This is a genomic window from Arthrobacter sp. NPDC058130, from assembly GCF_042884475.1.
Lineage (GTDB): Bacteria > Actinomycetota > Actinomycetes > Actinomycetales > Micrococcaceae > Arthrobacter.
In genome coordinates this window covers 191759-218362 of the sequence record NZ_JBHVTV010000001.1, presented here as the reverse complement: position 1 = coordinate 218362, position 26604 = coordinate 191759, and the positions used below count along the sequence as shown (strand labels likewise).

21 protein-coding genes are annotated in these 26604 nt (G+C 67.3%); 15 read left to right on the top strand and 6 right to left on the bottom strand.

The annotated features are described in order from the left end of the window. Positions 1-78: 78 nt before the first annotated feature. The 6 genes from ACFVTM_RS01025 to ACFVTM_RS01000 are packed head-to-tail and all read left to right on the top strand — an operon-like array spanning position 79 to position 6913. Complete coding sequence (locus tag ACFVTM_RS01025) at positions 79-1383, top strand: ABC transporter substrate-binding protein (RefSeq protein ID WP_390201463.1); 1305 nt, start codon at positions 79-81, stop codon at positions 1381-1383. After that, positions 1380-2336: a carbohydrate ABC transporter permease gene (locus ACFVTM_RS01020; RefSeq protein WP_390201462.1), complete on the top strand. Its 957-nt coding sequence runs from the start codon at positions 1380-1382 to the stop codon at positions 2334-2336. Before ACFVTM_RS01025 ends, ACFVTM_RS01020 begins: the two co-directional genes overlap by 4 nt. Further along, a complete protein-coding gene (locus ACFVTM_RS01015) occupies positions 2329-3213 on the top strand; it encodes a carbohydrate ABC transporter permease (RefSeq protein WP_390201461.1) in 885 nt (294 codons plus the stop codon). The genes ACFVTM_RS01020 and ACFVTM_RS01015 overlap by 8 nt, the downstream gene beginning before the upstream one ends. A 32-nt stretch (positions 3214-3245) precedes the next feature. Next, a complete protein-coding gene (locus tag ACFVTM_RS01010) occupies positions 3246-4610 on the top strand; it encodes a glycoside hydrolase family 172 protein (protein ID WP_390201460.1) in 1365 nt (454 codons plus the stop codon). A gap of 30 nt (positions 4611-4640) precedes the next feature. Continuing rightward, entirely contained in the window at positions 4641-5987 is a 1347-nt protein-coding gene (locus ACFVTM_RS01005) for a glycoside hydrolase family 32 protein (protein WP_390201459.1), read from the top strand. Beyond that, positions 5984-6913, top strand: coding sequence for a carbohydrate kinase (locus ACFVTM_RS01000; RefSeq protein ID WP_390201458.1), 930 nt, complete (start codon positions 5984-5986; stop codon positions 6911-6913). Before ACFVTM_RS01005 ends, ACFVTM_RS01000 begins: the two co-directional genes overlap by 4 nt. Before the next feature lie 580 nt (positions 6914-7493). Here the strand turns inward: ACFVTM_RS01000 and ACFVTM_RS00995 are convergent. The 4 genes from ACFVTM_RS00995 to ACFVTM_RS00980 form a co-directional block, all read right to left on the bottom strand. Beyond that, entirely contained in the window at positions 7494-9263 is a 1770-nt protein-coding gene (locus ACFVTM_RS00995) for a biotin carboxylase N-terminal domain-containing protein (RefSeq protein ID WP_390201457.1), read from the bottom strand. After that, positions 9263-10993, bottom strand: coding sequence for a 5-oxoprolinase/urea amidolyase family protein (locus tag ACFVTM_RS00990; RefSeq protein WP_390201456.1), 1731 nt, complete (start codon positions 10991-10993; stop codon positions 9263-9265). The genes ACFVTM_RS00995 and ACFVTM_RS00990 overlap by 1 nt, the downstream gene beginning before the upstream one ends. An 84-nt stretch (positions 10994-11077) precedes the next feature. Further along, positions 11078-12415, bottom strand: a complete 1338-nt coding sequence (locus tag ACFVTM_RS00985) for an MFS transporter (RefSeq protein WP_390201455.1) — start codon at positions 12413-12415, stop codon at positions 11078-11080. Positions 12416-12525: 110 nt separating this feature from the next. Then, positions 12526-13284: a LamB/YcsF family protein gene (locus ACFVTM_RS00980; protein ID WP_390201454.1), complete on the bottom strand. Its 759-nt coding sequence runs from the start codon at positions 13282-13284 to the stop codon at positions 12526-12528. A 107-nt stretch (positions 13285-13391) separates the two neighbouring features. Here ACFVTM_RS00980 and ACFVTM_RS00975 point away from each other — a divergent pair, with 107 nt between their 5' ends. The 5 genes from ACFVTM_RS00975 to ACFVTM_RS00955 all read left to right on the top strand — a co-directional run bounded on the left by ACFVTM_RS00975 (position 13392) and on the right by ACFVTM_RS00955 (position 18424). Next, complete coding sequence (locus tag ACFVTM_RS00975) at positions 13392-14084, top strand: GntR family transcriptional regulator (RefSeq protein ID WP_390201453.1); 693 nt, start codon at positions 13392-13394, stop codon at positions 14082-14084. 330 nt (positions 14085-14414) lie between these two features. Beyond that, positions 14415-15440 carry a LacI family DNA-binding transcriptional regulator gene (locus tag ACFVTM_RS00970; RefSeq protein ID WP_390201452.1) on the top strand — a complete coding sequence of 342 codons (1026 nt, stop codon included), beginning with the start codon at positions 14415-14417 and terminating at the stop codon, positions 15438-15440. Positions 15441-15516: 76 nt separating this feature from the next. Beyond that, positions 15517-16491, top strand: coding sequence for a ribokinase (locus ACFVTM_RS00965; protein ID WP_390201451.1), 975 nt, complete (start codon positions 15517-15519; stop codon positions 16489-16491). Positions 16492-16499: 8 nt separating this feature from the next. Next, entirely contained in the window at positions 16500-16970 is a 471-nt protein-coding gene (locus ACFVTM_RS00960; RefSeq protein ID WP_390201450.1) for an RpiB/LacA/LacB family sugar-phosphate isomerase, read from the top strand. Between the two features lie 92 nt (positions 16971-17062). Continuing rightward, positions 17063-18424 (top strand): MFS transporter, encoded by a 1362-nt coding sequence (locus ACFVTM_RS00955; protein WP_390201449.1) that lies wholly within the window; start codon positions 17063-17065, stop codon positions 18422-18424. An 89-nt stretch (positions 18425-18513) separates the two neighbouring features. On the opposite strand, the gene ACFVTM_RS00950 is transcribed toward ACFVTM_RS00955, so the two are convergent. Together ACFVTM_RS00950 and ACFVTM_RS00945 are read right to left on the bottom strand one after the other, a co-directional pair. Then, positions 18514-19572, bottom strand: coding sequence for a LacI family DNA-binding transcriptional regulator (locus ACFVTM_RS00950; RefSeq protein ID WP_390201448.1), 1059 nt, complete (start codon positions 19570-19572; stop codon positions 18514-18516). Position 19573: 1 nt separating this feature from the next. Continuing rightward, positions 19574-20839, bottom strand: a complete 1266-nt coding sequence (locus tag ACFVTM_RS00945; RefSeq protein WP_390201447.1) for a Gfo/Idh/MocA family protein — start codon at positions 20837-20839, stop codon at positions 19574-19576. Between the two features lie 171 nt (positions 20840-21010). Here ACFVTM_RS00945 and ACFVTM_RS00940 point away from each other — a divergent pair, with 171 nt between their 5' ends. The 4 genes from ACFVTM_RS00940 (at position 21011) to ACFVTM_RS00925 (ending at position 26596) form a co-directional block, all read left to right on the top strand. Further along, on the top strand, positions 21011-21967 hold the full coding sequence (locus tag ACFVTM_RS00940; protein ID WP_390201446.1) for a carbohydrate ABC transporter permease: 957 nt from the start codon (positions 21011-21013) through the stop codon (positions 21965-21967). Between the two features lie 12 nt (positions 21968-21979). Next, a complete protein-coding gene (locus ACFVTM_RS00935) occupies positions 21980-22912 on the top strand; it encodes a carbohydrate ABC transporter permease (protein WP_390201445.1) in 933 nt (310 codons plus the stop codon). 70 nt (positions 22913-22982) lie between these two features. Then, entirely contained in the window at positions 22983-24323 is a 1341-nt protein-coding gene (locus tag ACFVTM_RS00930; RefSeq protein WP_390201444.1) for an ABC transporter substrate-binding protein, read from the top strand. Between the two features lie 107 nt (positions 24324-24430). Then, positions 24431-26596, top strand: coding sequence for an alpha-galactosidase (locus ACFVTM_RS00925; RefSeq protein ID WP_390201443.1), 2166 nt, complete (start codon positions 24431-24433; stop codon positions 26594-26596). Positions 26597-26604 lie beyond the last annotated feature (8 nt).

The following is a 26604-nucleotide window of genomic DNA, read 5'->3' as shown; positions in this document are numbered from 1 at the left end:
TGCCCACCAAACAGCTACACACAACCCCATCGCATCCCATTAGGCCCCCTCCAGGCGCCGCGTGCAAAGGAGCATTACATGAGAAAAGCAGTCCGCACCTCCATCGCCACGGCGGCCGCCGTGGCCCTGCTGGCGCTCACCGCCTGCGGGAGTGCCACCCAGTCCGCCGGGCCCGCGGCGGACGGGCCCTATGCGGCCCCTGCCAAGGAAATCACCGCCACCATCTCCGTCTCGAACTGGGGCGATCCAGGGGACAAAGCCGTGTACGACGGCGTGGCCGAGCGCTTCAAGCAGAAGTACCCGAACGTGACGGTGAACAACAACTTCACCCCCATCACCACGTGGACCGAGTACGTCAACAAGCTGGTGACTCAGGCCGCAGCGGGTCAGGCTCCGGACGTCATCAACATCGCCACCGAGGGCGTGGAGCTGGGCCTGGCCAACGAACTGTTTTCGCCCCTGGACGGTTTCCTCAAGAACGACCCCGAGTCCAAGGCCCTGCGCGAGGACATCGATCCCAAGCTGCTCGCGGGATTTGGCAAGGACGGCTCCACGTACCTGATGCCCAACACCTTCAACACCATGGTGATCTACTACAACACCAAGATGTTCGCGGCCGCCGGCATCGAACGGCCTAGCGATGACTGGACTTGGGACGATTTCCTGGAGATCTCCAAGAAACTGACGACCGGTTCCGGCGCTAACAAGGTCTACGGGTTCGCCATGCCGTACTACTCCTTCGGCATCACTCCGTGGCTCTACTCCAACGGCACCTCCATGATGAGTGAGGACCTCAAGACGGCCCAACTGACCGATCCGAAAGTCCAAAAGACCGTGGAATGGGTGCGGGATCTGGCCACCAAATACGGTGTGTCACCGCAGCCTAAGGGCTCCGACCCGTACCAGCTGTTCCCCGCCGGCAAGGCAGCCATGACCGGGGCCGGGCACTTCGTCACCGGCGGATTCGCCAAGGCCGGCTTCTCCGATTACGACATCCTCCCCTGGCCGAAGGGAACTACCAAGTCCACCGTTTTCGGCGCCGGAGCGTTCGCCATCTCCAAGACCTCCAAGAACCAGGAGCTGTCCTGGGAGTTCATCAAGATGCTCACCGACCAGCAGACCCAGAAGAAATGGGCCGACGCCGGCTCCGCGGTTCCGTCCACCAAAACGGCGGCCTCCTCAAAGGAATTCCTTGCGGCACCGGAACATGCCAGCGAGTTCTACAACTCCCTGTCCTACGCCAAACCGGTAGCGGCCCCCGGCGCCTACAACGTGCTGGATCCGGCGTTCATGCGGGCCATGGATGAGATCATGTCCGGCCAGGACATCGGCTCCTCCCTTCAGAAGGCGCAAAAGGATGTAGAGGAGGCGTTGCAGAAGTGACCCTGACCGCCCCCAAAACCGCGCTGCCCCCCGCGCCCCCGTCGGGGCGCGGGGGCCGCCCCGGGCGCCAAAGCACCGCCCGCCGTCGGGAAGCCCTGACCGGCTACCTCTTCACCGCCCCCACCGTCATCGGGTTCCTGGTCTTCGTCCTCGGCCCCCTGGTCGCCGCCCTGTACCTGAGCCTGACCAAGTACAACATCCTCACGGCACCCAAGTTCATCGGCCTCGACAACTACGCGAGAATGTTCCGGGACGAACGCCTGGCCACCACCTACGGCAACACTGTCCTGTACGTCGGGGCGGCCGTCGTCCTCATCAACGGCTTCGCACTCCTGTTCGCCGTCCTGATCAACCAAAAGCTCCCCCGGGCCCTGACCTACGTGTTCCGCTCCGCGTACTTCTTCCCCTATCTGGTGGCACTGGTGTACGTGTCCATCATCTGGCAGGCACTGTTCCAGAAGGATACGGGAATCCTGAACTACTACCTCACGGCCATGGGCGGGGAACGGATCGACTGGCTCAACAGCTCCGAGTTCTCCAGGGTATCGGTGATCATCGTCGACACCTGGCGGAACGTCGGGTTCGCCATGCTGATCTTCGTGGCCGCCCTCCAGGAAGTCCCCAAGGACATGGTGGAGGCCGCCCGCGTGGACGGTGCCAACGAGTGGCAGATCTTCCGGCGCATCGTGCTGCCGATGATCAGCCAGGCAACGTTCTTCAACGTCACCATCACCATCATCGGCGCGTTCCAGATCTACGAGTCCATCATCGTCCTCACCCGGGGAGGCCCTGGCGATGCCAGCCGCAGCGTGGTGATGTACATCGCCGAAGTGGCCTTCAACAAGTTCGATATGGGCTACGCCTCTGCCATCGCGGTCACGCTGTTCCTGATCATCATGCTGGTGACGCTGGTGCAGTTCCGCCTCAGGAAGTCGTGGGTGAACAATGAGTAACACCAATGCCGCGATCAGTGCGAGCCGCAGCTCCGTGCAGCGCCGGCGGCCCCGCCCCGGCGTCGGGAAGAGTGTTTCCGTGGCGCTGCTGGTCCTGGGCGCCATCGGGATGGTCGCCCCGTTCCTGTGGATGTTCACCACCTCGCTCCGGGACGCCAGCCACGCGTACGACCTGCCGCCGCAGTGGTTGCCCACGGAGTGGGGCTGGTCCAACTACGCCGCGGCCGTGAACGGGCCGGTACCCATCCTGCGGAACATGTTCAACAGCGCGGTTATCGCCATCGCCGTCAGCGTCGGCATGATCATCACAGCGCCGATGGCCGGCTACGCGTTTGCCAAACTGCAGTTCCCCGGCCGGAACTTTATCTTTGTGGGCCTGCTGTCCTCGCTGATGGTGCCGGCCCAGGTGACCATCATTCCGCTGTTCCTCCTGATGCGGGCCCTCGGCCTGCTGGACAACCCGCTCAGCCTGATCCTCCCCGGCATCACTGGGGCGCTGGGTGTGTTCCTGCTGCGGCAGTTCTTCCTGGGCCTGCCGCAGGAAATCATCGACGCCGCCCGCATGGATGGCGCCACCGCCTGGCAGACCTACCGGCTGATCGCGCTGCCGCTGGCCAAGAACGCTGTCAGCACCCTGGGCGTCATCACGTTCCTGGGCAGCTGGAACGCCTACTTCGCCCCCTCCATCTTCCTCAACAGCACGGACACCGCCACCCTGCCGCTGGGCCTGGTCCTGATGCTCGGCCCGTACGGCGCCGGCAACGTGGCCCAGGTGATGGCCGCAACCACCATCGCCATCGCCCCGGCACTGATCGTCTTCCTTGTGGCCCAGCGATGGATCATCGCCAGCCTCACGCAGTCGGCCGTCAAGGGCTAATCAACAACTCTTTCCCGAAAGGTACAACCACCATGGCAACATCGCCGCGCTCCGGCCTGCTCTCCAGCCTCACCAAACTCTCCACCGCCCGCACCGCCCGCGCCTCCAGCTGGGACCAGACCGGTCGAAACCGCGACAACTGGATCATCATGCCCGGCGAGGAACGCGTCCTGGCAGACCTTGAGGGACCCGGGGCCATCACCCATATCTGGATGACCCAGTCCTGCCGCATCCAGCCCGGCCCGGGCCAGATCTCTCCCGAACTGGTGGGCGTCCCCATGCTGGAAATCCACAACGCGCTGGGCGTCAGCTGGGAGGTGGTGGACCCGGACTACTACCGCAAGGTTGTTTTGAAGATGTACTGGGATGACCAGGAGACCCCCAGCGTCATTGCGCCCCTGGGCGATTTCTTCGGCCTGCTGAACTCGCTGTCCGGCTCCTACGACTCCCTGCCACTCTCTGTTTCGGCCAAGGAACCGGAACTGAACACCTTCGGCGGCAGCGCGGCGTTCAACAGCTATTTCGAGATGCCCTTCAACTCCCGGGCCCGCATCGTCGTCGAAAACCAGAACGACATCCCGTACCTGCAGTACTTCTACATCGACTACGAGCTCTACACCGAGCCCCTGCCGGAAGACACCGCCTACTTCCACGCCCACTGGCGCCGGCAAAAGCCGAACGCCGGCTGGGGCCCCGACCTGCAGACGAACAGCATTGAGGTGGCCATCCCCAACCTCACCGGCGAAGACAACTACGTGGTCCTGGAAACCGAGGGCCAGGGCCACTATGTGGGCTGCAACCTCGCTGTCCGTCACTTCCAGGGCTCCTGGTGGGGCGAAGGTGACGACATGATCTTCATCGACGACGACACGTGGCCCCCCAGCCTCCACGGCACCGGTATGGAAGACTACTTCGGCCACGCCTGGGGCATGCAGCACAACGCCTTCCTGATGAACGGCACAATGGTCCACGAGGAAAACGTGCCCGGCTTCCACCACAGTTACCGCTTCCACATGACCGATCCCATCCGTTTCCAGAAGCGCATCAAGGTCACGTTCGAACACGGCCACGCCAACCATCTCTCAGATGACTGGTCCTCCACCGCTTACTGGTACCAGACCCTCCCCTCCCCCGTCCTGGACATCGACGCCGTCGAAGACCGGCTCCCGCTGCGGCCCCGCGACCAGGTGGAAGAACTCCCGCTGCCGGACCTGACACCGGCCCAGCAGGCCGCCCGGGACGCCTCCGCCGAACGGATGCGGAAGTTCACCGAAGCCCGCGACGCCGTCCGGAACGAACGACGCGCCGAGATCGACCATTGGGAAAAGGCGAACGCCGAGCAGGCCCGGGAGATCCGCCAACGTTATCTGGCCGCCAACACCGTCCCCGTCTCCTGACCACGCAGCCAGCCATAACAAAGGACCAGCATGAACGCACACGATTCACGGCCCGCCTTCCACTTCACGGCTGCCGAGGGGTGGATCAACGACCCCTTGGGCGTCACCTGGAAGGACGGCCAGTACCACCTCTTCTACCAATACGTTCCCGGCCGCACCACCTGGGCGCCCAACTGTCACTGGGGCCACGCCACCTCTCCGGATATGATCGCCTGGACCGAGCAGGGCGTCGCCGTCGCTCCGGGGGACGGGGATGACGGCATCTGGTCAGGGTCCATCGTCACGGACACGGATAAGGTCGCCACCATGTTCTACACCTCGGTCACCGAACCGGACATCGGCATCGGCACCGTACGCACAGCAACCCCGGACGACGCCTCCTGGAACAACTGGACCAAGGGTCAGAAGCTGATGACCTCACCCGACCTCGGCGTGGTGGCGTACCGGGACCCCTTCGTGTTCCGGGACGCCGGCCAATGGCGGATGTTCGTGGGTGCCGGGCTGGAAGGCGGCACCGCAGCGGCCGTCTCCTACAGCTCCCCGGACCTGACCCAATGGGCCCTGGACGGGATTGCCGCACAGCGCGCCGGCACCGAAACGGAACCGGTGTGGACCGGCACCATGTGGGAATGCCCGCAGCTGTTCGACATCGACGGCTCGCACGTCCTCGTCACGTCCATCTGGGAGGACGACGTGCTGCACTACGTGGCCTACGGTGTGGGCAGCTACGCGGACGGCAGGTTCACCGCCAGGTCCTGGGGGCAACTGAGCTACGGCAAGAGCTACTACGCCCCCTCATTCTTCCGCGACAAGGACGGCGCACCGTCGCTGATCTTCTGGGTCCGAGGCGTCATCAGCCCCGAAGGACAATGGGCCAGCGCACTTAGCGTCCCGCACACGCTCACCCTGGACGGGGACACACTGGTCGCCACGCCGCACGCCGACCTCAATCAGTACATGGAGCCGGGGCGCCTGGAGCAGGTGGACGGAGCTTTTGAAGCCGTGCTTGACGGCGGCGCGGACCTCCTCTGCAGCGTCACTGACGGAACGATCATCAGCCTGGCCGCCCCGGAGGGGCCGCTGGTCAGCCTCCGGCACAACGGGGACGGCTTTGAAGTCACCGCACCGGGGAATCCTGACTTCGCCGGCGTGTTCTTCCCGGCAGATAACGCGGCCGATATCCGGGTTCTCACTGACTCCGGCGTACTCGAGATCTCCGCCCGGCAGGGCATCTTGGCTGTCCCGCTGCCGATCCTCGATTCCCCAGCAACGTTAGCCGTTGAGGGCGCGCCGTCAAAGCCGCAGCTGCGCAAGATCTCAACGCCGAAGGGCAGGACAGATGGGATCCTCCAAGCCGTGGTGTCGGGACAGCCATGACCGGGGCACCAGCTCCGGGAAGTGTCCACCCGGAAGTCGTCGTCGTGGGCGAATCATTGATCGACATCATCAGCACTGTAACCGGGCCGGTGGAGTACGCTGGCGGCTCAGGCCTGAACGTGGCGTTCGGACTGGGACGGCTGGGCAGGGCCACCGCTCTGCTAACGGTGCTGGGCGCAGACCAGCGCGGCCAAGCAATACGGCAGCACCTCGATTCCGCCGGCGTCGAGCTCCTGCCAGGTGCCGTACGCCTGAAACGGACGTCCACCGCGAAGGCCACCCTCGACAGCTGGGGTGCGGCACACTACACCTTCGACATCGAGTGGAACCTGCCCCCGGTTGCGCCAACGTTCGCCCCGCGGGTGCTTCATGCCTGTTCCCTGGCTACCTTCCTGGAGCCCGGCGCGACACAGGTCCGCTCCCTACTGGCATTCTTCAACGGCAGGTGCCTCATCACCTACGATCCCAACATCCGCCCGGGCATCATCGGAGACCACGACAAGGCACAACGGACATTCGAGCGAACCGCCTCTCTCGCCACTCTGGTCAAACTAAGCGACGAGGATGCCGCCTGGCTCTATCCAGGTCTTGCGATTGGGGATGTCGCCCGGCACATCCTGGGGCTCGGTGTGAAGGCCGTCGTAGTCACAGCGGGTGCTGAGGGCGCAAACCTCTATTCAGATCTAGACCACGTGTCCGTCCCCGCCCCCGCGGTCACGGTAGCGGACACCGTGGGTGCTGGCGACTCCTTCATGGCCTCTATCATTGCCAGCCTTCTGGAATGCCCGGAGCAAGACTTCGACAGGCAACAACTTGAGCGGCTGGGTACAGTGGCCGCGGCAGCCGCAGCAATCACGGTTACCCGGCACGGAGCCAACCCACCGACAGCCGCCGAACTGGACGAGGCCTTGGCTCTTTCAGTTTGAGCAGCATTTGCCACCGAGACCAGCGACACGACCGTCATCACGAAGGCGGCACAACTCGGCGCAAAACGCTGACGGTTACTCGACTAGAAAAGGTTATGTTCCTCTCCACAAGAGTATAAGTAGCGTCGATCCGACAAGCTGGCGAGGATCCAGGGCTGAAGGGACTGAGCGCGGTAAGTCACGTGCCCAGTCCTTTCAGCTTTCCTCAGCAGTTGTGAAGTGCCACAGCAGAAAAGTGAACTTGGACGGTGCGTAGCCGCGCATACCTGTCGGCCTGAGCCACACCCCAATCTGACGTCAGGCACCCACCGAATCGCTGTCAGAATAGGGTCCGACTTCATCATCTCTGACATTTGCTCGAGACGCTCTTAGACCTCAACCTGGCACCGTTGAATGGCCGCGGCGCAACACCTGATCCGTCATCAGTGTCCGGCTGGGGTACGACGGTTGGGTGCAACTCAACTGCCTCGACGGTGACGGGACAATTCAGCTCTGGCGACGCTACATTCGTGCGACTGTTCTTAGGAACTGGGGGTGACTGCCGGCGCCGGCGAGACGGCCCAGCCGGCCTTCCGGGAACCTAGCCGATCAGCGCGAGCACGGCCCCTGCCGCCACAACTCCCCCGGCTCCCGTGCGGACGTCGGTGACAGTCCCGTCCCGGTGCGCGGCGATCTGGGTTTCCATCTTCATGGCTTCAAGGACAACCACCGGGTCCCCGGCCGACACCTCGGCGCCCGGCTCGACGAGCCACTTCACCACGGTCCCGGCCATGTCGGCGCGCAGCTCGCCCGGATCGGCGGCGGCAGCAGCGCCGTCGGACGCTGTTTCCACGGACACGCCAGCAGGCAGCGGGCCTCCGGACATCGTCCGACCAGACAGTGCCCAGCCGTCCAGCAAATCGGCCGGAAGGCCGACGGCGAGGCGGCGCCCGTCCACGTCGACGGTGATGGTGCGGCGTTCACCGTCGGGAGCGGTGGTGCTGTAGCCGGGGTCAGCCGGGATCTTGTCCGCGAAGTCGGTTTCGATCCAGCGGGTGTGGATCCCGAGCCCGTTCTCGGAGGTGAAGTCCGGAGACTCCAGGACGGCCCGGTGGAACGGCAGCACGGTGGCCACCCCGGTGATGCGCATTTCGGCGAGGGCACGGCGTGCGCGGCGCAGGGCCTGCTGGCGGTCCGCGCCGGTGACGATCAGCTTCGCGAGCAGGGAATCGAACTGCGGCGCCACGAAGGAACCGGAACGGACCCCGGTGTCGAGCCGAATGCCCGGGCCGGTGGGCCCGGCGAATTCTCCGATGGTGCCGGGCGAGGGCAGGAAGCCGCGGCCCACGTCCTCGGCGTTGAGCCGGAATTCGAAGGCGTGTCCGCGCGGCGCCGGGTCCTCGGCCAGGCGCAGCGGCTCCCCCGCGGCGATCCGGAACTGTTCCTGGACCAGGTCGATCCCCGTGGTTTCCTCCGTGATCGGGTGCTCCACCTGGAGCCGGGTGTTCACTTCGAGGAAGGCGACGGTGCCGTCCGCCGCGACCAGGAACTCCACCGTGCCGGCGCCGGTGTAGCCGGCTTCCCGGCAGACCGCCTTGGCGGCGTCGTAAATCATTGTGGTCTGTTCCTCGCTCAGGAACGGCGCGGGCGCCTCTTCCAGGAGCTTCTGGTGCCGGCGCTGCAGGGAGCAGTCGCGGGTTCCGACGACGACGACGTTGCCGTGCGCGTCCGCCAGGACCTGGGCCTCGACGTGGCGCGGACGGTCCAGGTAACGCTCCACGAAGCATTCGCCCCGGCCGAACGCGGCAACTGCCTCACGGACGGCGGAGTCGAAGGCTTCCTCAACCTCGTCAAGGACCCGGACCACCTTCATGCCGCGGCCGCCGCCGCCGAAAGCGGCCTTGATGGCGATGGGCAGGCCGTGCTGTTCGGCGAAGGCCCGGGCCTCGGCGGCGGTGTCCACAGGTCCGTCGCTGCCGGCGACCAGCGGCGCGCCGGCCCGGACGGCGGCGTCGCGGGCTGTGATCTTGTTGCCGAGCAGCCGGATCGCATCCGGCCTCGGTCCGATCCAGGTCAGTCCGGCGTCGATGACGGCCTGGGCGAAGTCGGCGTTCTCGGAGAGGAAGCCGTAGCCGGGGTGGACGGCGTCCGCTCCGGACTCGGCCGCCACTGCCAGGAGCTTGGGGATGTTCAGGTAGGTGTCGGCGGGCGAGTTGCCGTCCAGGCTGAACGCCTCATCCGCGGCGGAAACATGCAGGGCGTCGGCGTCGATGTCGGCGTAGACGGCGACGGACGCCAGCTGCGCGTCGTCGCAGGCCCGGGCTATGCGGACCGCGATTTCTCCACGGTTGGCGATCAGGACCTTGCGCATCAGTTACTCGCTTCTTCGTCGGTGGTGGTGTGTTCGTTAGGGGTGTGGTCAGTGGCGGTGCGTTCAGTGGGACCGTGTTCGGCCCAGCGGAAGCGGATCTTGCCGCCGATGGGGACCTGCGCGGCGAGGTCCAGCTGGGAGTCGACCACCACGCCGATCACCGGGTAGCCGCCGGTGATGGGATGGTCGGCAAGGAAGAGCACGGGCAGGCCCTCCGGCGGGACCTGCAGGGCGCCCGCCACGGTGCCCTCGCTGGCCAGCTCGCCCTGGCGGCTGCGCTGCAGCGGCGTCCCGTCCAGCCGCATGCCGACGCGGTTGGACTGGGCTTTCACCTCCCAGTCCTGGGCGGCGAAAGAGTCCAGGGCCGCCTGATCGAACCAGTCGGCGCGGGGGCCGGGGACTACGTCGAGGACGGTCACCCCGGCGCCCGGGTAGTCCGGCTGCAGTTCGGGGGCCCCGACGACGCCGGATTCGGCCTCTCCGCCGGCAGCCACAACCTGTCCTGCGGCCAGGGGTGCAGGGCCGATCCCGGACATGGTGTCCGTGGAGCGGCTGCCCAGCACCGGAGCCGCATCCACGCCGCCGCGGACCGCGAGATAGCTGCGGAAGCCGCTGTGCGGCGCGCCAAGGCTGAGCGTTTCGCCGTCGAGCAGCGCGAACGGGGTGGCCATCAGCGCTGCGCGTTGCCAAGTGTCGCCGGCGTCGTCCGGCACCGATTCGATGTTCAGTGCTGACGGCGCCCCGGTGACCGCGAGGACCTGGTCCCCCACGGCCTGGACTGTGAGCCCGCCGGCGACAGTCTCGATGCCGGCTGCGCCGGGGGCGTTGCCGACGAGGCGGTTGGCCCGGCGCAGCGAGGCCCGGTCCAGCGCGCCGGCGGCGGAGACGCCCAGGCCGGAGTGGCCGTGCCGGCCGAGGTCCTGGACCAGGCTCTGCAGGCCCGGAGCAAGGATCCGGAGACCGCAGGTGACGTCCCTTGCGACGGCCGGTTCCGGCGCAGTGCCGGCGGCCACGGTCTCAGCGGCGGGCTCGGTACCGAGCGTGACCGCGTCCCGGACCGGCCGGAACTGCACCCGGTGTCCCGGCGCTGCCAGGGCGGGCTGCGCCCGGTCCAGGTCCCACATCCTGGCGTTGGTGCGCCCGATCAGCTGCCAGCCGCCCGGGGAACGGCGCGGGTACACGGCCGAGTAGTTTCCGGCCAGCGCCACGGAACCTGCGGGAACAGCGGTGCGCGGCGAGCTGCGCCGGGGCACCTCCAGCTGCTGGTTCTCCCCCACCATGTACCCGAAGCCGGGCGCGAAGCCGGCGAAGGCCACTGTCCAGACCTGGCCGGAATGGGCGGCGATCACGCCCTCGGTTCCCAGTCCGGTGAGCTGCCCGACTTCGGCGAGGTCCTCGCCGTCGTACACGGTGTCGATGACCACCAGCTCGCCGTCGCGCTGCACCGGTGCGGTGAGGTCCAGCTGCAGCAGACGGGTGGCGATTCGCCGGGCCGAGGCGGGGGAATCGGACGTGACCAGGACGGTCTCGGCCGCGGCCAGCACGTCCTGCTGGCCCGGCAGCGGCTTCTCCAGCAGCAGCGCCTGCAGGGCAAGCACGTCCGGGGTGCCGGAGAGCTCGGCGAGGACCGCACGCGTTCCCACGGCCCGCACGGAGCGGACCTTGCGAACCGTGTTCCTTTGAACGGTTGCGTTCTCTAGCTTCTGGGTTTCCCCTGCTGTCTCAATCACGAGGTGCCTCACTCATTGTGCCGGTGAAAAATGCCGGTGAAATTGTGCCGGTGGACAGGTTCCACTGAACCGGATCCGAAGGGCTCAGGCGCGGGCTTCCTGCAGGAGCCGCTCTTCTTCGTCGGTATGCGGGTTGCGCCCGATGGCCAGCCCGATCACCGTCACGATCGAGGCGACCGCGAGGTAGCCGGCGATCAGGAACCAGTTGCCGCTGGCGGCGAAGAGGGCAGTGAAGACCAGAGGCGCGACGGCGCCGCCGATCACGCCGGCCAGCGTGTAGGCCAGAGAGCTGCCTGCGTAGCGCAGCCGGGCCGGGAACTGTTCGGTGATGTAGGCGGCCTGCGGGCCATACATGAAGGCGTGGAACGCAAGTCCGATCACGATGCCGACGGTGAGCGTAAGGACCGACTTGTCCTGGATCATGAGGAAGAACAGCGGGATGTAAACGGCGGTTCCGACGGCGGCGATGCCGTAGACGAGGCGGCGGTTGACGCGGTCCGTGAGGGCGCCCGCCGCGGGGATCAGGACCAGCTGGAAGGCGGAGCCGATCAGGATGGCGGTCAGTACGTTGCTGGTGCTCATGCCCAGTTGCTTGGTGGCGTAGACGGCCATGAAGACGGTGAGCAGGGAGTACAGCACGTCCGGGCTGATGCGGGACAGGGCGGCGGCCACGAGGGCGCGCGGCTCCTTGGTGAAGACCTCCTTGATGGGGGCCTTGGGCTGTTCGCCGTGGGCCTGGATGGCCTTGAAGATGGGGGTTTCCTCCAGCTTCAGCCGGATCAGCAGGCCGAAGCCCACCAAGAGGGCCGAGGCGAGGAAGGCCACACGCCAGCCCCAGGAGAGGAAGTCTTCGTTGCTGAGGGTCGCGGCGAGCACCGCCAGGACGCCGTTGGCCATCAGGTTGCCGGCGGGCGGTCCGATCTGCGCGGCGGAGGACCAGAAGCCGCGCCGCTTGGCGTCACCGAATTCGCTCGAGAGCAGGACGGCACCGCCCCATTCGCCGCCGACGCCGATGCCCTGCGCCAGGCGCAGCAGCACCAGGATGACGGGGGCAGCCAGGCCGATGGTGGCGTAGCCCGGAAGCGCGCCGATCACCACTGTTGCGATGCCGATCAGCAGCAGGGTGGTCACGAGGACGTGCTTGCGGCCGATCTTGTCACCGAGGCGGCCGAAGATCACGCCGCCGATTGGACGGGCGAGGTAGCCCACCGCAAAGGTCGAGAAGGACAGCAGCAGCCCGACGTATTCGTCATTGCCGGGGAAGAAGACCTTGGGGAACACCAGGGCGGAGGCCACCGAGTAGATCGCGAAGTCGTAGTACTCCAGCGAAGTGCCGGTGAGGCTTGCGATGTAGGCCTTGAAGGCGCCGGGCGGCAGCTTCCTCTTGCCGGCGGCCGGGGTGGCCTGGTGCTGTGCAGTCATGGTTTTCCTCCAGGTGTGCGGGGTGCTGCCTGTTGCGTGGGTGTAAGTGCGGGTGGTCCCGGCGGGCCCGGGGTGTGAAGCGGCGACGCGTCTGCCCAGACGAACGCGGCTTAGACGAACGCGGCGGTTTCGATTCCGGCGGCGTTGAGCGCCTCGCGTACTGCGGTGGCCATGGTGACCGCGCCCGGGGAGTCACCGTGCACGCAGATGCTTTCGGCGCGGATTTTCAGGATGGAACCGTCGATCGTGCGGACGGCGGAATCGGTGGCCATCCGGAGGACATGCTCGGTGACCAGAGCGGGGTCCTCCAGCACGGCTCCGGGGAGCGTACGGGACACAAGAGTTCCGTCCGGGTTGTAGGCGCGGTCGGCGAAGGCTTCCGTGACGGCGCGCAGGCCGGCGGCCTCGGCGAGACGCAGCACTTCGGAGCCCGGCAGGCCCAGGATCGGCAGGTGCGGGTCAACGGACTTCACGGCGTCGACGACGGCCTGCGCCTGGCCGGTGTGCGCGACAATCGCGTTGTAGAGCCCGCCGTGCGGCTTCACGTACCGGACCGTGCCGCCCTCGACGGCGGCCAGCGCCTGCAGCGCGCCGATCTGGTAGACGACGTCGTCCGCCAGTTCGATCGGATCGATGTCCAGGAACCGGCGGCCGAAGCCGGCGAGATCGCGGTAGCCGACGTGGGCGCCGATCACGACGCCGGCAGCCACCGCCTCCCGGCAGGTCCGGCGGATGACACGGGGGTCACCCGCGTGGAATCCGCAGGCCACGTTTGCGCTGGACACCGAGCGGAACATCGCCGTGTCGTCGCCCAAGGTCCAGCGTCCGAAAGATTCGCCAACGTCGCTGTTTAGGTCAATGGTTGCCATTTGTGATCCTCGTCTCATGATAGCCCCCTACTAAGGATGCACCACTTTCACCGATTGTTCAACAATCCGACGATTCAATATTGGAACAATCGTGTAGATTCGGCACTATGACGACTCCCGATGCAGCTGCCGGATCGGCCCTCGGCACGGCTGCGGCACGGCTGCGCGTGGCTGTTCCCTCCGTGGCGGACCGGGTGGCGACCGAACTGCGGCTGCAGCTGGCGGAGGGGATTCTGCTGCCGGGCACCCGGCTCACGGAATCGACCATCGCCGAAGACCTGGGCGTCTCCCGCAACACGGTCCGCGAGGCCTTCGCCGAGCTTGCGGCCGAGCGCCTGGTGGTGCGACACCCGAACCGGGGCGTCTTCGTGGCCAGCCTGGAGGCCGGCGACATCCACGATGTCTACACAGTGCGGCGCGCCATTGAAGTCAGTGCCATCCGTGGAGGCGGCAGCCCCGAGCGCGTGGCCGCGGTCCGCGCCGCCGTCGAAGAGGGCAAGGCCGCGGCCGCCGCCGGCGACGAGGAGGCTCTGGGCAGCGCCAACCAGCATTTCCATGGAGCGATCGTGGCCCTGGCGGGCAGCCGGCGGCTGGACACGATCATGGCCCAGGTCCTGGCCGAGATGCGGCTCTTCTTCCACAAGGCCACCCTGGATGCGCACTTCTACCGGGGCTGGCTGCCGGACAACGAGAAAATCTGCAACGCCCTCGAAGCCGGAGAACTGGACCGCGCCGGGGAGCTGCTGCTGGCCTATTTGGACCGGTCAGAGGTCCGGCAGGCCGCCGTCCACGGGGAGTGAGCCCGCGGGTCTCGCACGCTCCGCGACCCGCATTCCGCCACGCGACGCGGGTCAGCGACCCGCATTCCGCCACGCGACGCGCTGATTCCCTCCCGCTGCCGGAATTCCCGCGTCGCAAAGAATCTCCAGCATCCGGGGAGATTTTGCGCGTCATAAGACACCCCGACGCTCCGCGCGGCGGGGCTTGAGCGGGCCGGGGCCTGCATCCACTCGGATCCACGTATTGACAGAATGTAGCCACCGTCACATACTTGTGGAACCGATTCCATGGAATCGATTCCACAGGGGCAGGACCAGTGGCGGAGCGGTTCGAGGGCGAAAGGCACAGCAGTGACGGGATCTTCCATCACCATCAAGGACGTGGCGGCACTCGCCGGCGTCTCCGCCGCGACGGCGTCCAGGGTGCTCTCCGGAAACCCGGCGACCTCCGCGCAGTCCCGGCAGAAGGTGGCCGCCGCCGTCGCCGAGCTGGATTTTCACCCCAACGCCCAGGCGCGCGCACTCCGTTCCACAAGGACCAACGTCATCGGACTTCTGCTTTCGGACGTCCGCAACCCGTTCTTCGCCGATCTGGCCCACGCCGCCGAGCAGGCGGCCCTCGCGGAGGGGCTTGTGACCCTGCTGGGAAACGCCAACGAGAGCCCGGCGCAGCAGGACCGGTATCTGGACACCTTCATTTCCCAGCGGGTGGACGGGGTGATCGCCGCGCCGCAGGGCGAGGGGAGCTCCAGCCTGCACGCCCTGCTGGAACGGGACATCCCCACGGTGTTCGTCGACCGGACCGTCGACGGCGTCGAGGTCCCGAGCGTGACCACTGACAGTGATTCGGGCATCCGCCAGGCCGTGGAGCATCTTGTCCGGCAGGGTCATGAGCGCGTCGGTTATATCGCCGGGCCGCAGAGTACGTCCACGGGCCGCGACCGGCTCAAGTCGTTCTCCCGCGCGGCCCGGGAATTCGGGCTCAGCACCGACCCCGCCCTGACGTATTTCGGCGATTTCCAATCCGCCAGCGGCTCTGCCGGCGCGCACCACCTGCTGGGTCTCGCGCAGCCGCCCACAGCACTGCTCGCCGCGGACAGCCCCATGGCCGTCGGGGCGCTGGCCACCTTGAACCGGAAGGGCCTGCGCATCGGCGGGGACATGGCCCTTATTGCCTTCGACGACATCGAGTGGTTTTCCCTGCTTGATCCGCCGCTGACCGTCATCTCCCATGATGTGGAGGCGATGGGCCGCACGGCGGTCCGGCTCCTGCTGGAGGTCATCGACGGGCAGAACCCGGAGTCCGTTGTCCTCCCGAGTGAACTGATTGTCCGCTCGTCCTCGGGCACCGCGGACCCCAGCCTGGGGCAGCCGTGAGATCGGCGCCCCTCGATTCCGCCCCCATGTTTTGCGGCCTGGGGCACCGTTCCGCACCACCGAAGGAGCAGGTCCAATGAGCACGGTTTTTGTGGTCGGAAGCCTCAATATCGACCAGAACATCCGCGTCCAGTCCCTGCCTCGGGCGGGCGAAACCGTCCGGGGCTCGGACGCGTCGTTCAGCCCCGGCGGCAAAGGCGGCAACCAGGCCGTCGCGGCGGCCCGGGCCGGCGCCACGGTGAAATTCACCGGCGCCGTCGGCGACGACGCCCACGGCCGGCGGATCCTTGAGATCCTCTCCGAGGCCCGCATCGACGCCCACCACGTGCTGGTCAGCGGCACCGCCGCCACCGGAACGGCGGTCATCGCCGTCGACGATAAGGGCGAAAACCAGATCATCGTCAGCCCGGGCGCAAACGCCGAGCTGACCGCCGCCGACGTCGACGCGGGGCTCGCCGCCGTCCAGGCCGGCGATGTCCTGGTCCTGCAGCTGGAGGTGCCGACACCGCTGGTCCGGCACGCCGCGAGGTCCGCACGGAGCCGCGGGGCGTTCGTCATTCTCAACGCCGCCCCTGCTCCCCGCCAGATCGACGGCCTGCTCGACGACGTCGACCTCCTCGTGGTGAACGAACAGGAAATCCAGGCCCTCGCGGGACTCGCCGGGATACCCGGAAACCACCGGGAACTCGTCCAGACGCTCCCGCCAGCCCTGGGTCCGGCCATCGTGTGCACCGCCGGTGCGGACGGGTCCTTCACTGTCCTCCACGGCAGCCTGGTGCACGTGCCGGCGGCCAAGGTGGCCGCCAAGGACACCACGGGAGCCGGCGACACGTTTGTGGGCTACCTCGCCGCGTCCCTGGCCCGCAATCCCAGCGACCTTCCTGCCGCCATGATCCACGCCACCCACGCATCGGCTGTCGCAGTGACGCGCACCGGCGCCATGGAATCGATTCCATGGGTGCACGAAATAGCGGCCCCCGCGCCGAACCCCACAATTCCGAACCCCACAATTCCGAACCCCGCAACGTCCAGCCTCGTCGTCCCGAACTAAGGAGATCCATGAAAATCGCACTCGGCAACGATCACGCCGGCTTCCCCCTGAAGTCCTTTGTCCAGTCAGTCCTGGAGGGCCTCGGCCATGAGGTCATCGACTGCGGGGCGCCCAGCGAGGCTCCGGTCGATTTCCCGGACATCACCCGGGCCACCTGCGACCTGGTCCGCACCGGCGAGGCTGAGCGGGCCGTCCTGGTCTGCGGCACCGGGGTCGGCGCGGTGATGGCGGCCAACAAGATTCCGGGCATTCGCTGCACCCTGGGGCACGACGTCTATTCCGCCCACCAAAGCGTGGAGCACGACGACGCGAACGCGATCGCCATGGGTGCCTGGCTGATCGGCCGGGCCACGGCCAAGGAAGTCCTCCAGTCCTTCCTTGACGCGAAATTCGACAACGACGAGGACACCCTCCGGCGGGTCCAGAAGCTGCGCGAAATGGAGCTTCAGGGGGCACGGGAACTCGCCGCCGAAATCTGACCCGGCCGGCACCACCCCCACAGCACAAACGTTTATCTGGCCTTCGGCATACTGCCCAGGGCTGTCCAGCAATATCAAGGGAGATATAGAACATGACGGCAGCAATCACGGACCGGCCGCGCCAGGCCGCCCACGGTTCACCCGGAAAGATCAAGACCGCCATGGCTTCGGCCGCCGGCACGTGCGTGGAAAACTACGACTTCGTCGCCTATGGCACGGCCGCGGCCCTGTACTTCGGCAAGGTCTTCTTCCCCAACACGGACCCCGTGGTCGGAACGCTTTTGGCCTTCGCCACCCTGGCGGTGGGCTTCCTGATGCGGCCCATCGGCGGAGCTGTCGGCGGGTACCTCGGCGACAAGTACGGTCGCAAGCCCGTGCTGGTCGGCGCACTGCTGACCATGGGCATCGCCACCGTCCTGATCGGCTGCCTCCCCACGTACGCGCAGGTCGGCATCGCCGCACCCATCCTGCTGGTCATCATCCGGATGATCCAGGGCCTCGCCTTCGGCGCGGAATGGGGCGGCGCCGTTATGATGACGTTCGAGCACGCACCGTGGAAGAAGCGCGGCCGCTTCGCGGCCATCCCGCAGGCGGGCAACCCGCTGGGCATCACCCTGGCCAACGCCGCGTTCCTGCTCTCCGCCTCCCTGCAGACCGACTGGGCCTGGCGCCTGCCGTTCCTGGCCAGCTCCGTCCTGATCGTCGTCGGCCTGGTGGTCCGGATGAGGCTTGAGGAATCCCCCGAGTTCGAACACACCAAGGCCATGGGCGCGATCGTCAAGAACCCGCTGGCCACCGTGGTCAAGAACGACTGGCGGAACATCCTGCGGGTGATCTCCCTGCGGATCGTGGAGAGCTGCGCGTACTACGTCACGGCCACCTACCTGCTCTCCTACATCACGAAGAACAACCCCGACGACCGGGCCATCGGCCTGACCGGCATTGTGATCGCCAGCCTCCTGGCCATCCCGGTCACGCTGGTTGCGGGCGCGCTCACCGACCGCATCGGCCGCCGCAAGCTCTACCTCGGCGGAACCATCGCCGTCATTGTCTTCGGCTTCCCGATGTTCCTGCTCAGCAACACTGGCAACCCGTTCCTGATCGTCCTGGCGTTCGTGATCGGCATCGGCATCATCCACGCCACGTTCACCGGCACGCAGGGCGCCTGGTTCGCGGAGCTGTTCCGGACCAACACCAGGACATCCGGCGCCTCCATCGGGTACCAGGTGGCCGCCTCCATTTCCGGATTCGCGCCCTTCCTGGCCGTGCTCCTGGCCTCCATATTCGGGTGGGCCGGCGGCGCCTCGCTCTACGTCCTGGTGGGCGTCATTGGCCTGATCGGCGTGCTGAACACCCGCGAAACCTGGGGCGCCAAGGAGAAGGCAGAGGTCGACGCCATCATCGCAGGCAAGCCGGCAGCTGCCGCGGAGGACCAGCCGGCGGCCGTCCGCTAGCAGCGCGGCGAAGACCCCCGGAATAAAGAACGACCCGGGTTGGCCTCTGGAGGCCAACCCGGGTCGCAGCAGTCTTGCGCTATCCCGCGTTACGGTCCGGCCGCTGCCGGCACGGCGGGCGCCGGCACGCAACCGCAGGACGCCCGCAGGACCAGGTCCACGGGGAAGGTCCTGTTCCTGGTGGGTGAACCGCTGTCGGAGTCGATGAGTGCCTCGACGGCGGCCTCGGCCATGGCCTGCACGGGCTGGGCGACCGTGCTCAGCGGCGGCCAGCTGTACTCCGCCTCGGCCGAGCCGTCGAAGGAGAAGACAGCCAGGTCCTCGGGTACCCGCAGGCCGGCCTCATACACGGCGCGCAACAGGCCGACGGCCTGCAGGTCGGAACTGACAAACACGGCGGTGGGCCGGTCGGCGGCAGCGAGCAGCCGCTGGCCGGCACGGTAGCCGCCCTGGCGGTCGAAGTCGCAGCGCACAATGGGCCCCTCCGGGAGCCCGGCCTCCGCCAGCCCCTGCTGCCACCCGATCTCGCGCCCGTCCAGATCGTTGCCGGCGTTCATGCCCATGACCAGCGCGATCCTGCGGTGGCCGTGGCCCACCAGGTGCTCAACGGCACGCCGGGAGCCTTCGAGCAGCTCCACGCCCACCGAATTGAAGCCCGGCACCTCACTGCTGTGGTTCAGCAGCACGGCGGGGATCTCCGAGTGCTCAAGCTCGGTCAGATCGGGCTCGAACAGCACGCTGGAGAGGAACACCCCATCCACGCGGCGGCTCGCAAGGTTTCTGACCTGGCGGCGTTCGCTGGCGGCCGAGCCGCCCGAGTTGGCCAGCAGCAGCGCGTAGCCGCGCGCCGCTGCGGCTTCCTCCACGGCGCGGGCCAGGGTGGCGAAGAAGGGATTGGTGGTGTCCGGAACCACCATGCCGAGCATCTCGCTGGAGCCCAGTTTCAGTGCCCTCGCCGCGGCGTTCGGCCGGTACCCCAGGGCGCTGATGGCCTCGCGCACTTTCGCGGCCGTCACCGGGGAGACCCGCTTGGGGCCGCCGTTCACCACATAGCTGACGACGGCGGTGCTGACACCGGCCAGCCGGGCCACGTCTTTGCGGGTGATCGTGGGCCTGTTGGCGGCTGGCGAGTGTGGCACAGTGACCATGCTACCGCCGGACTTGCCGGGCCAAGCCTTCCCGATCAGCTGCTTCGCGGCCGGATCCCGGGGCAGGCAGCCGCGCCGGGGCATCGCCGTGGTCCGGCACGGGCAACCGCTCTCCGCCGCGGAGGGCGGACTCGTGCGCCACGATCCCCGGGAGGGTGTAGCGGGCGGCTTCCCAGGCGTTCACCGGCGGCAGCGTCCCGGTGTCGACGGCGGTGGCGAAGTCGTCCACCAGGAAGTGGTGGCTGCCCTCGTGCCCGTTGTGAAGTCCGCGGAACTCGGCGGGAAGCCGGCCGGCGTCGTGCACGGGCGCCAGGCCCGAGGTGAAGGCATCCCGCAGGGCCGGCGCGACGTCGGCCAGCGACGGATCGTCCGCCGCGAGCGTGGCTGCGGTGGCCAGCTCGGCGCTGACATCGGTCACGGACTCCCTGTCCTGCCACACGCTGACCGTGGCCAGCTGTTCGAAGCTGGCTTCGGTGCCGAAGTACCGGAAGCGGCTTTCGCGCAGGTGGGAGGGGTAGCCGACGCGGCGCATCTCGTTGATGCGCATGGACCCGCCGGTTGAGAGCTCGAACAGCGCGGTGGCATTGGAGAAGTCGTTGCCGAACATGCTGACGTCCTTGTCGAACACGCCGTCGCCGCGCTCGTCGGGGACGCCGATGCAGCTGACGCTGACGGCATGGCCGCCGATTGCGCCCAGCACGCCGCCGGTGGAATGGGTCGGGTACAGCATGGGCGGGTAGCTGGCGGTGCGCTTCCAGTCCTCCCCGCCGCTGTACTGGTAGGCCTCGTAGAAGCCCAGGTCCATGTCGTGCACATAGTCGCCCTCGGCGTAGAAGATGCGGCCGAACGCCCCTTCGGTCCGGCGCTTGCGGGCGTACACGGTGGCGGGGTTGTAGTAGCTTGTCTCGCCCATCATGTAGGTCAGGCCCGTCTCGCGGACGGCGTCGATGATCCGTGCGATCTCGTCCTCGCTGATGGCCATCGGCACGGCCGAATAGACGTGCTTGCCGGCGCGGAGCGCCTGCAGCACCAGCGGCCCGTGCGTCCAGCGCTGGGTGAAGATCGCCACGGCGTCCACGCCGCCGTCGAGCATGGCCTCGAAGCTTGGATAGGTCCCGGCCAGGCCGAGTCGCTCCCGGAGGGCCCCGGCCCGTTCCGGCAGGACGTCGGTGACGTGGACTTCTGAAATTGCGGGGTGGGCGTCGAAGAGTTTGGCGAAGGCGCCTGCGAACTGGCCGGCGCCAACAATGCCTAGTGAGAACGTCATGCACGCAAGTTTCACATCAGTTTCTACTCGAGTCAATAGCAAGTGATGAGGGAATGTTTTCTGCCCGGAAACATTTAGGAAACGGTTGCGCATTGGAAAGTTACTCGTGTAGATTCATGCCTCAGTTGTAATCCACGTCACAGCATCCACGTAACTGCGGAGGAACCACAAATGACCACCACAACTGCCCGCGGAGCCGCCCCGGCCCGCAAGGCGACCGGTACGGGAACGGGCAATGCTGCCCCCCGCCGCCGGCGCCGACCCCGGACCGACCTGAAGGTCGCCCTGCTCTTCATCGCACCGGCCCTGCTGGGCTTCGTTGCCTTCTACCTTGTGCCGAGCATTCGCGGCGTCTACCTCAGCTTCACCGAGTACAGCGTCCTGGGGGATCCCACCTGGATCGGCACTAAAAACTACACCGCGATCTTCGCGGACGATCTGTTCTGGAACGCCATGGCCGTGACGGTCCAGTACGTGGCACTGAACATCGGCTTCCAGACCGTGATCGCTCTCGGCCTGGCGCTCCTGATGCACAACGTCGCCAAGTCCACCTTCATTCGCGGCGCCCTGCTGCTGCCCTTCCTGGTGGCGAACGTGATCGTCGCACTGCTGTGGTTCTGGATGCTCGACTACCAGCTCGGCATCGTCAACGAGGTCATCAACTGGATGGGCCTTCCGCGCATCGCCTTCTTCGGCAGTGAGCAATGGGCCATCCCCACCATCGCCGGCGTCAACGTCTGGCGCCACATGGGATACACGGCCCTGCTGATCTTCGCCGGCCTGCAGTCCATCCCCAAGCACGTGTATGAGGTCGCCTCGCTCGACGGCGCCTCCCCGACCCGGACCTTCTGGAGCATCACGATGCCGCTCCTGCGCCCCGTGCTGGTACTGGTCCTGGTGGTCACCGTGATCGGCTCCTTCCAGGTCTTCGACACCGTGGCAGTGACCACCGGCGGCGGTCCGATCAATGCCTCCCGCGTCATCCAGATGTACATCTACCAGAAGGCCTTCGGTGAATCCGACTTCGGCTACGCCTCGGCCCTGTCCGTCATTCTCTTCGTCATTCTCGCTCTTGTGGCCTTCGTCCAGATGAAGTTCCTCAAGGGCAACGAATCGGATCTGGACTAAGGAACCCCAGCCATGACTACCTCCGCCCCTTCCCGCAAGAAGCCCGCCAGCACCGCTTCCGATCCCAGGAAGCCGGTCAACTGGCGCCGCGTCGGCGCCTGGACCCTCGTCGCCGTCGCCGTCGCCGTGACGATCGCGCCGTTCCTGTGGATGCTCCGCACCGCACTGTCCAGCAACGCCTCCCTGGCCTCAAACGCCAGCAACCTGCTGCCGGCCGACTTCAGCCTCGGCGCCTTCAAGCGGGTCCTGGGGCTGCAGAGCCCCGAGGAAGCCATCGCCGAGGGCGGCTCCGGCGCCGCCATCAACTTCTGGCTGTACCTGCGGAACTCCATCATCTTCGCCACCGTCACCACCGCCGGGCAGGTCTTCTTCAGCGCGATGGCCGCCTACGCCTTCTCCCGGCTCCGCTGGCCGGGCCGGAACGTGGTGTTCGGCCTGTTCCTGGCCACCATGATGGTCCCGCCGATCTTCACAGCCCTGCCCAACTTCCTGATGATCAAGAACCTCGGCCTGCTCAACACCTTCGCCGGCATGGCCCTGCCGTTCCTGTTCATGACCCCCTTCGCCATCTTCTTCCTGCGCCAGTTCTTCCTCTCCATGTCCCGCGAGGTGGAAGAGGCCGCCATGCTCGACGGCGCCAAGAACGTGCGGATCTTCTTCCAGATCGTGCTTCCGAACGCCGCGGCCCCGCTGGCCACCTTGGCGCTGCTGACCATCATCGGCCAGTGGAACGAGTACTTCTGGCCGCTGCTGGTGGGCCAGGACGAGAACGTCCGCGTCCTCACGGTGGGCCTGGGCGTCTTCAAGTCCCAGTCCCCGCAGGGCGCCCCCGACTGGTCCGGCCTAATGGCCGCAACACTGATCGCGGCCCTGCCCGTCCTCCTGCTCTTCATCGCCTTCGGCAAGCGGGTGGTCAACTCCATCGGCTTCTCAGGCATCAAGTAACCCCGGCCCAACACGCACTCCCCCTCAACAAGCGTTCCCCTCAATGAAGCCCTTCCATGAAAGGTCCACCATGAAGAAGACCCTCGGCGCCGTCGCTGCCGCTGCAGCCATCGCCATCTCCCTCTCCGCCTGCGGCGGGTCCGCCCCGGCCTCCACCGAGGCCAAGGGCGAAATCAACTACTGGCTCTGGGACGCCAACCAGCTCCCGGCCTACCAGCAGTGCGCGAACGATTTCACCAAGGCCAACCCGGATATCAAGGTCAGGATCACCCAGCGCGGCTGGGACGACTACTGGACCACGCTGACCAACGGCTTCGTCGCCGGCACCGCCCCCGACGTCTTCACCAACCACCTCTCGAAGTACCCCGAGTACGCCGCGAAGAAGCAGCTGCTCTCCCTCGACGAGGCAGTGGCCAAGGACGGCATCAAGCTGGACAGCTACACCAAGGGACTCCCCGAGCTCTGGGTGGGCCAGGACGGCAAGCGCTACGGACTGCCCAAGGACTGGGACACCGTGGGTCTCTTCTACAACAAGGCCATGACGGACTCCGCGGGCCTGACAGCGGAGCAGATGGCCAACCTGGACTGGAACCCGCAGGACGGCGGCAGCTACGAGAAGGCAATCGCGCACCTGACCGTGGACAAGAACGGCGTGCGCGGCGACGAGGCCGGTTTCGACAAAAACAACGTGGCCGTCTACGGCCTCGGCCTGGCCGGCAGCGGCTCCGGGCAGGGCCAGACCGAGTGGAGCTTCCTCAGCGCCACCACCGGCTGGAACGCCACGGACAAGAATCCCTGGGGCACCAAGTTCAACTACGACGACCCCAAGTTCCAGGAGACCATCGCCTGGTGGGCCGGACTGACCGAGAAGGGCTACATGCCCAAGCTCGAAACCACCGTCGGCGCCAGCCTGGCGGACAACTTCGGCGCCGGCAAGGCTGCCATCAACACCACCGGTGACTGGCTGATCGGCCAGTACCAGAGCTACAAGGGCGTGAAGACCGCGTTCGCCCCCACCCCGAAGGGCCCCGAAGGCAAGCGCGCCAGCATGTTCAACGGCCTGGCCGACTCCGTCTGGGCCGGCACCAAGAACCCGGCCGCCTCGGTCAAGTGGGTCGAATACCTCGCCTCCACCGCCTGCCAGGACGTCGTCGCCTCCAAGGCCGTCGTGTTCCCGGCTCTCACGACCTCCTCCGAGAAGGCGGCCGAAGCGTTCAAGGCCAAGGGCACCGACGTCTCCGCCTTCACCACCCACGTCAAGGACGGAACCACGTTCCTGTTCCCGATCGCGGATAAGGCAGCCAAGGTGGACGGCATCATGAAGCCGGCCATGGACGCCGTCCTCTCCGGCAAGAAGCCTGCCAGCTCCCTCACCGAAGCCAACGACCAGGTCAACGCCCTGTTCAAGTAGGCCTCTGAAGCCATCGCCGCCGGCAACGGCGGCGCCCGGTGCGCGGGGTCCCCAGCCGGGATCCCGCGCACCAGCACCTGACTTCCGCACAACTGAAAGCGAATCCCATGCACCCCGTGCACCTGCGTTCTGCCGGCACCAGCCTCCTGCTGGCCTTCGACTCCGGCGAGGCCGAGATCGTCCACTGGGGCGCCGACCTCGGGGAACACCTCCCCGATCTGGCGATCCTCCGCGGGCCCGTAACAAACTCCGCCCTCGACATCCCTGTCACCGCCGGGCTGCTCCCCCAGGCCTCCTCCGGCTGGGCCGGACGGCCGGGGCTGCGCGGGCACCGGACCGCCGACGGCGCCCCCGGCCGGGACTTCTCGCCGGCCCTGCGCGTGGTTTCCGCCCAGGTGCAGGACGGCGGCCGCGCGGTGCTGATCATCCACCGGGATCCCGACGCCGGACTGGACGTCAGCTCCGAGCTCACCCTCCACCCCGGCGGCCTCCTGGAACTGGCGCACACCCTGACCAACGGCGGCACGGCCGAGTACCAGCTCGAGGAACTCGCCGCGGTGCTGCCGGTGCCGCGGGCCGCCACGGAGCTGCTCGACCTGACCGGCCGCTGGTGCCGCGAAAACCACCCGCAGCGGCACACCGTCCAGCAGGGAACCTGGGTCCGCACCGGCCGGCACGGCCGGACCGGCCACGATTCGTCCCTGCTGGTGGCGGCCGGGACCGCCGGCTTCTCCAACCGCCGGGGCCAGGTCTGGGCCACGCACTGGGGCTGGAGCGGCAACCACGAGCAGTACCTCGACAGCCTCGCCGACGGCCGGCGCATGCTCGGCGCCACCGAACTGCTGGGCTCCGGCGAGGTGGTGCTCCTCCCCGGCGGCAGCTACCGGACGCCGTCGCTCTTTGCCGCCTATTCCGGCGAAGGCCTGGACGGCATCACCGCGGCCTTCTACGACTGGTTCCGCGCCCGGCCGCAGCACGTGGACACCACCTCCGGGCGGCTGCGCCCCGTGGTGCTCAACACCTGGGAGGCGGTCTACTTTGACCACCGCCTCGAGCCGCTGCTGGAGCTCGCCGAATCGGCGGCCGACATCGGCGTCGAACGCTTCGTCCTCGACGACGGCTGGTTCCGCGGCCGCCGCGACGACCACGCCGGCCTGGGCGACTGGTTCGTCGACGAGGGTGTGTGGCCCGGGGGCCTCACGCCGCTGATCGACGCGGTCACCGGGCACGGCATGGAGTTTGGCCTGTGGGTGGAGCCGGAGATGGTCAACCTGGATTCCGACGTCGCCCGCGAGCACCCGGACTGGATGGTGGGCCCGTCGGTGCTTTCCTACAAGGACGGCGGCCGGCTTCCGCACACTTGGCGCCACCAGCACGTCCTGGACCTCGCCAACCCGGAGGCCTGGCAGTACATCTTCGGCCGTCTCGACGCCCTGCTGCGCGAAAACGACATCGCCTACCTCAAGTGGGACCAGAACCGCGACCTCACCGAGCACGGCCGCGGCGGCCGCCCGTCGGTCCACCAGCAGACGCTCGCGGCCTACCGGCTCTTCGACGCGCTCAAGGCGGCGCACCCGGACGTGGAGATCGAAAGCTGCTCTTCCGGCGGGGCACGCGTGGACCTCGGCATCCTGCAGCGGACCGACCGCGTGTGGGCCTCGGACTGCAACGACGCCCTGGAACGCCAGACCATCCAGCGCTGGACGCAGGCGGTCCTCCCGCCGGAACTCGTCGGAGCGCATATTGGACCCACCACCTCGCACACCACGGCTCGCACCCACGACATCTCGTTCCGCGCCATCACCGCGCTCTTTGGCCACTTCGGCATGGAGTGGGACATCCGCGCCGCCACGGACGAGGAGCGGGCAACGCTGCGCCGCGCGATTGCGCTGTACAAGCGCCACCGCGCATTGATCCACTCCGGCAAACGCGTCCACGCGGACACGGCGGAGCCCACCTTGAGTGTCCACGGCGTGGTCGCACACGACGCCGGCGAGGCCCTGTTCGCTGCCGTGTCCCTGGCGTCCGCGCCGGCCGAGGTCCCCGGGCAGGCCTCGCTGCCGGGTCTTGACCCGAAGCGGAACTACCGCGTCCGGGTCGAACTGCCCACGCCCCTCGACGGCGACTATGCGCACACGTTCACCCAGATCCAGCCGCCGGCCTGGCTGGAAGACGGGGCCGTTGCCACCGGCGCCTTCCTCCAGCATGTCGGCCTGCCCCTGCCGGTACTGAATCCGGAGCACGCCCTGCTCCTCCACGTCCAGGCCCTCTGACGGCCGGC